A 5667-nucleotide genomic window follows, 5' to 3' on the forward strand; every position below is an offset into this window, starting at 1 on the left:
TCGGCCTCGTCGCGCGCCCGCCTCAGCGCCTCCTGTAGGGCGCCCAGCCGCTTCTCGTCGCGCAGCGCCGGGTGTCCGGTCCGCCGCAGCAGCGGCCGCAGCGCCGGGTTGCCCAGCGCGGTGCGATAGAACTTGCCGAGATGCGGGTCGCCGCCGCGGTACTTCAGCAGCACGGGGTCGCAGACGTCGTACAGCGACGGGCCGTCTTTCCGGGCGGTCAGCGCCCGGAATGTGGCGCCGGCAATGGTGTGGAAGCCCATGCAATTTCTTTCCGCCGGAACGGTGAAGGAAGGGCCGCGTTAAGCATGGCATATTACTTAAGGCGGCCACCGCCGGCCGGATCGGGCCCGCAAGCCCTTGAAAACTATATAAATCGACGAAAAACACAAATGTGATGTAGGTCACGTAATTGGAATTTACCCTTCGCCATAGTCGGCGGCAATTGGCTCTATGCACCAAATGAGGTTGTTCGGGAGGGCCCGGCAGGCTAAAAGCCCGGTTGTTGCGGTGCCGCAAATTGAGCGCAATTTGACGGCACACACCCGGCAACCCCTTCAAACCTGAACGGTCCTCACGCGACTAACTGGCGCCGGTCTTGCTTGGTGCCTTTGGACAAACTTGGGATGGTAACGCGATGAAACTCGGTCAGCTCCGCATCTCCCGCCGCAGCCTCACCATTGCCGTTGCGTTTGTCGGCCTGGTGTCGCTCGCGATCGGCGCCCATGCGGCGTTGAACAAGCGTTCGCTCGACGCCGCCAAGGCGATCGGGACCGAGCAGACCGGCTCGATCGGCGCGTCAGCCAGCCGCGTTGCGCTGGTGATCGGCAACGGCCATTACCCGGATGCGTCAGCCCCGCTGTCCCAGCCCATCAACGACGCCCGCGGCCTCACCGCCGCCCTGCGCGCCAAGGGTTTTGACGTCGACGTGGTCGAGGACGCCACCAAGGACGACATGGCCCGCGCCATCGTCCGCCTGAAGGGCAAGATCAAGCAGGACACCGTGGCGATGCTGTTCTTCGGCGGCTATGGCGTTCAGGTCGGCCGCGAGAGCTTCATGATCCCGGTCGATGCCGCGATCTGGAAGGAAGGCGACGTTCGCCGCGACGGCGTCTCAATCGAGCAGGTGCTGGACGCGATGACCGAGAAGGGCGCCAAGGCCAAGCTCGTCGTCGTCGACGCCTCCCGCCGCAACCCCTATGAACGCCGCTTCCGCTCCTACTCCCACGGCCTCGCGCCGATTTCAGCGCCGGAAAACGCGCTGATCCTGACCTCGGCGACGCCGGGCAAGGTCGCCGACGACGGCAAGGGCCAGTACAGCGTGCTGGTGACCGAGCTGCTCAACAACCTGAGTTCGCAATCCGGCGCCGCGACCGCCTTCAACAAGACCCGCATCTCGATCTCCCGTGCTTCCGACGGCGAGCAGGTGCCCCAGGTGTCGTCGTCGCTGCTGGAAGACGTCCGCCTCGGCGGGTAAAGGCGCGCTCCCTCCACCCGGTCGTCCCTGCGAACGCAGGGACCCATACCGCGTGATCTATCGATGGCGTGCGGTACTCGACGCTTTGCGCCAGTCAACTGCCATCGCGAATTTGTCGAGAAGCCGTCTCCCCGCGCGCCCCTTCACACCGGCCGCGGCGTATGGGTCCCTGCTTTCCGCAGGGACGACACCTTTAATGTGGACGCTGAGCGCATCAAACAATCAAATCGCTCAGATCCCGCCACTCCAGGTTCTCGCGCTCGATCAGCTCGATCTTCCAGTCGCGTTTCCACCGTTTCAACTGCTTTTCACGCGCGATCGCTTCATCCGGCCGCTCGAACGCTTCGACATAAACCAGACGATAAACGCCGTACGTTTTGACGAACGACGAGCCTTCACCATTGCGATGCTGCTCCATCCGTTTTGCGAGAGAATTGGTCACCCCGATATAGAGCGTTCCGTGCCGCCGGCTCGCGAGGATGTAAACGTAGTACATGCGCCACCCGTCGTCCCTGCGAACGCAGGGACCCATACCGCGTGATCTATCGATGAGGCGCGGTAGCAGACACTGTAACGCACAACAAGCGCCTGTGGTTATGGGCCCCTGCGTTCGCAGGGACGACGCGCGTGTTTGTGCCCTACTTCGTGGCAGCCGACGCCGTTACCGGCCGCACCGGGTCGCCTTCGCGGAGCAGCGCGCCGGCGCGCGCCACCACGATGTCGCCTTCCTGCAGCCCGGAGGTGATCTCGACCTGGCCGGCCGACATCAGCCCCGTCTCCACCCGCCGCGTTTCGACACGCGAGCGCCGCACCACCTGCACCACGGTGCCGGCGGTGCCGTAGAGGATCGCGGTGAGCGGCACCGAGACGCCGCAGCTCTGCCCGGTCCTGATCTGCGCGCGGCCGCTGGAATTCACCAGCAGGCGCCGGTTGGTGGTGACGCCGACGAATACCTGCGCGAGCTGGCTGTTCGGCTCCACGGTGGTCGACAGCCGCCGCACCTTTCCATCGACCTCGCCGGCGCCGATCACCTTGATCCGCGCGGTCTGGTTGACCTGGAGCTTCTGGATATCGCGCGTCGGCACCATGCCGACCAGGTCGAACTCGCCGCGCGCGATGATCGAGAACAGCGCTTCGCCCTTGCCCGATGCCATCGCGCCGACGGACGCCGTCGAGGCCGAGATCACGCCGCCGACCGGCGCCTGCACCGTGATCTGCCCGCCCTCGGGCAGGTTCAGCTTCGCCAGCACCTGGCCTGCGGTAACGCTGTCGCTCGCATCCACCATCACCTCGGCGACCTTCAGCCCCATCCGCTCGGGCCGCACCTGCGTCTCCTCGCGCGCAATGATGGTGCCGGACACCTCGACGATATTGGCGAAGCAGGATTTTTGCGCCTTGAGCACGGTGACCGCGGCGCCCTTCGGGGCGGCGGGGTCGGGGTCCTCGGCGGCGCGCATTGGGGAGGAAAACAGGCAGAACATTCCCGCTGCGATCAGGGGGGCCAGCCTCAGTGAAAGGTCGCGCGTGCGGAAAATGGTCATCGGCATTTCGTTCCCGGTTTCGGTCTAACCGATACCAGAAGGCCGACAGGAGAGCCAAGCGCCAAGAATCTCACCCCTCCGCCCCGCTGACGGCCTCCGCCAGCACAGCCTCTGCCGCCAGCGGAACGCCCGCGAGTTCGTCCGCGCGGGCGATGTGTCTCGCGATCGCGGGATTGACTGACGAGGCATGGGTAAGCGGAAGCATATGGCCGGCGGCCGGCAAATGCTGGATTTCCGCGCAGTCCATGATCGCGCCGAGCCGCTGCACGATGCGCTGGGTGAGATAGGGCGACAGCCCGCCCGAAAACAGCAGCGTCGGGACGCGAAGCGAGGCCGCCGCGATCGGGACATTCTGTTCGGCGAACGCCGCCGTGAAATCGAAGGCGAGCTTGTCGGCGCGCTCGATCATGCGCAGGCGCGCGCTGGCCGGCAGCGGATCCTGCGGGCCGGATCCGTTCCAGAACTCGACGAACTTGTCGATCGCCTCGAGCGCCGATCCATTCCAGAGGTCCTCGGAAACGTCCCGCGCGACCTCCGCGAAACGCGCGTGAAGCCGGCGATCCGCATCGCTCTCGCACAGCAGCGTCGGCAGCACCGGCTCGATCAGCGTCAGGCTGCGCGCGCGATGCGCGAACGGTGAAGCGGTCGCGATCTTGAACGCAATCGCGCCCCCGTAGGAATGGCCGATGAGATGGATTGGTCCCTCCGCCTCGTTGAGCGTGCCGCTCAGGCATCGGACCTCTTCCGCGAGCGTCAGGGGCAGGTCCAGCGCGCAAGCCTGGGCGCCATAGCCCGAGATATCAGGGGCGATGAACGGATGGCTACGTCCGAGTTCATCGGCGAGCGCCTTCCATTGGCGGCCCGAGCCGAGCGAACAATGCAGGGCCACGATGCAAGCCTTTTTGCGTTCTTTGCCGCGTTCCTTGCCGCGTTCTGAGCGCGCGATTGGAATCACATTCGTCATCGAAATATTCCTGATTTGCGGATGGACGCATCAGCGGGGCCACGCCAATGGCCCCGCCGAAGTCTTGCTGGAGCATGAGCATGATCCGGAAAAGTGGATACCGGTTTTCCCTCGGGACAAACGCGAAGCGTTGCCCGGAGATCATGCTCAAATCAAAGAGTGAGAGTGGGATGACGATTCGAAGAAACGTCATCACGCTCGGTGTCACCGCTTGGTGATGACAACCTCGAGATATTCGCTGGGCACGACCATCGTGCTGTCGCCGGACCTGTTCATGCGAACGATCAGGGCATGCAGATCGTTATGCAGCTCTTCCTGTTTCGCCGGGTCGAGCGCGGCGAACGCTTTCAGCACCGGGCCGTAATACGTCTTGAAGATGTCGAGGAAGTGCGCCGGCGAGCGATAGCGAAACCTGAACAGGCGCGATTCCGCTTTGATCGAGCGCGCGCCCGCGTCGAACATTTCGGTCAGCCGCGCGCTTGTGCCCCACAGCGCCGGCGATTTGGCCCCAGTGGGCGGCGGCAGATATTTGCCGAGCGTCTTGAAGACCTGTCCGATAAAGCCTTCCGGTGTCCAGTTCGCCAGGCCGATCTGGCCCTTGGGCTTGCAGACCCGCATCAGCTCGGCGGCCGCACGGTCCTGGTTCGGCGTGAACATGACGCCGAAGGTGGAGAGCACCGTGTCGAAGCTGCCATCGTCGAAGGGCAGGTTTTCCGCGTCGGCTTCCCTGAATTCGATCTGCATGCCTTCCGCCGCAGCGCGCGCCTGGCCGCGTTCCAATAGCGCCGGCACGTAGTCGGTCGAGGTGACGTCGCACCAGCGCCGTGCTGCGGCAAGGCTCGCCATGCCGTTGCCGGCGGCGACATCGAGCACCTTTGAGCCGGCCTTGAGATCGAGCGCCTCGCAGAGTTCTTCGCCGACGATCTGCAGCGTCGAGCCGACGATGGCGTAATTGCCTGACGACCATGCGGCTTGTTGACGCGTCTTGAGGGCTGCAAGGTCGGGGGCGGGCTGGGCAGAATCGGCTTGGATTTCGGTCGCTGCGATCGCGCTCTGGGCGGCCATCGATGTCTCCTTTGGGATGCTGCGGCCACAGGAGGGGGCCGCTGGTGAACCAAAGATGGCCTTGGGCGGACCTAAAGACTGTGATGCGGGGCTGATTTTGCCTTGAGGGCATCCTGATTTTTCAGTGAGATGCCTCTTTCTGTGAGATTTTTCACACGGTCCCGCCGGAAAATTCGCTCTAACCTCTTCCGCGTGCGGGACAAAATGACCCGAAATTACGTGCGGTCCGAAGTGATCCATGACGATTTAACCGGGATGAAGCCGTGCAATTTCACTTTTCCAACCATGTGCTGGATGTCGACCTTCGCGAGCTGACCCGCGGCGGCGAGAGCGTGGCGGTCGAGCCGCAGGTGTTCGATCTCCTGGTTCACCTGATCGAAAACCGCGACCACGTCGTCACCAAGGACGATCTGATCGAGACGGTGTGGGATGGCCGCATCGTCTCCGAATCCACATTGACGAGCCGGATCAACGCCGCGCGCAGGGCGGTCGGCGACAGCGGCAAGGATCAAATCATGATCCGCACCCTGCCGCGCAAAGGTTTTCGCTTCGTCGGCGACGTGCAGCCGAAAGCCGCGAACGGCGGCGCAGCCCGCGGCGCTGCGCCCGAGCCGCGCGCCCCC

6 protein-coding genes and 1 pseudogene are annotated in these 5667 nt (G+C 64.3%); 2 read left to right on the forward strand and 5 right to left on the reverse strand.

The window, feature by feature from the left end:
• A pseudogene (locus tag CP49_RS00470) lies at positions 1 to 260 on the reverse strand (hypothetical protein); the annotation flags it as partial.
• Between the two features lie 374 nt (positions 261 to 634).
• Between CP49_RS00470 and CP49_RS00475 the strand changes: the two are divergent.
• Positions 635 to 1474 (forward strand): caspase family protein, encoded by an 840-nt coding sequence (locus CP49_RS00475; RefSeq protein WP_057848340.1) that lies wholly within the window; start codon positions 635 to 637, stop codon positions 1472 to 1474.
• A 214-nt stretch (positions 1475 to 1688) separates the two neighbouring features.
• On the opposite strand, the gene CP49_RS00480 is transcribed toward CP49_RS00475, so the two are convergent.
• The 4 genes from CP49_RS00480 to CP49_RS00495 form a co-directional block, all read right to left on the reverse strand.
• Positions 1689 to 1970, reverse strand: a complete 282-nt coding sequence (locus CP49_RS00480; protein WP_057848341.1) for a GIY-YIG nuclease family protein — start codon at positions 1968 to 1970, stop codon at positions 1689 to 1691.
• Between the two features lie 142 nt (positions 1971 to 2112).
• Positions 2113 to 3015, reverse strand: coding sequence for an efflux RND transporter periplasmic adaptor subunit (locus CP49_RS00485; RefSeq protein WP_082645805.1), 903 nt, complete (start codon positions 3013 to 3015; stop codon positions 2113 to 2115).
• 70 nt (positions 3016 to 3085) lie between these two features.
• The gene (locus tag CP49_RS00490; protein ID WP_057848342.1) at positions 3086 to 3979 is read right to left on the reverse strand and encodes an alpha/beta fold hydrolase; all 894 of its coding nucleotides are present in this window, start codon (positions 3977 to 3979) and stop codon (positions 3086 to 3088) included.
• Positions 3980 to 4183: 204 nt separating this feature from the next.
• Positions 4184 to 5044 carry a class I SAM-dependent methyltransferase gene (locus CP49_RS00495; protein ID WP_057848343.1) on the reverse strand — a complete coding sequence of 287 codons (861 nt, stop codon included), beginning with the start codon at positions 5042 to 5044 and terminating at the stop codon, positions 4184 to 4186.
• Between the two features lie 263 nt (positions 5045 to 5307).
• On the opposite strand from CP49_RS00495, the gene CP49_RS00500 reads away from it, so the two are divergent.
• The coding region (locus CP49_RS00500; RefSeq protein ID WP_197422985.1) for a winged helix-turn-helix domain-containing protein at positions 5308 to 5667 on the forward strand (360 nt) is incomplete at its 3' end.

The sequence above is a fragment of the Bradyrhizobium valentinum genome (assembly GCF_001440405.1).
GTDB classification, from domain to species: Bacteria; Pseudomonadota; Alphaproteobacteria; order Rhizobiales; family Xanthobacteraceae; genus Bradyrhizobium; species Bradyrhizobium valentinum.

Coding starts and splice junctions, on each gene's coding strand:
- CP49_RS00475 (WP_057848340.1), top strand. CDS start 635: ATGAAACTCGGTCAGCTCCGCATCTCCCGCCGCAGCCTCACCATTGCC.
- CP49_RS00495 (WP_057848343.1), bottom strand. CDS start 5,044: ATGGCCGCCCAGAGCGCGATCGCAGCGACCGAAATCCAAGCCGATTCT.
- CP49_RS00485 (WP_082645805.1), bottom strand. CDS start 3,015: ATGACCATTTTCCGCACGCGCGACCTTTCACTGAGGCTGGCCCCCCTG.
- CP49_RS00480 (WP_057848341.1), bottom strand. CDS start 1,970: ATGTACTACGTTTACATCCTCGCGAGCCGGCGGCACGGAACGCTCTAT.
- CP49_RS00490 (WP_057848342.1), bottom strand. CDS start 3,979: ATGACGAATGTGATTCCAATCGCGCGCTCAGAACGCGGCAAGGAACGC.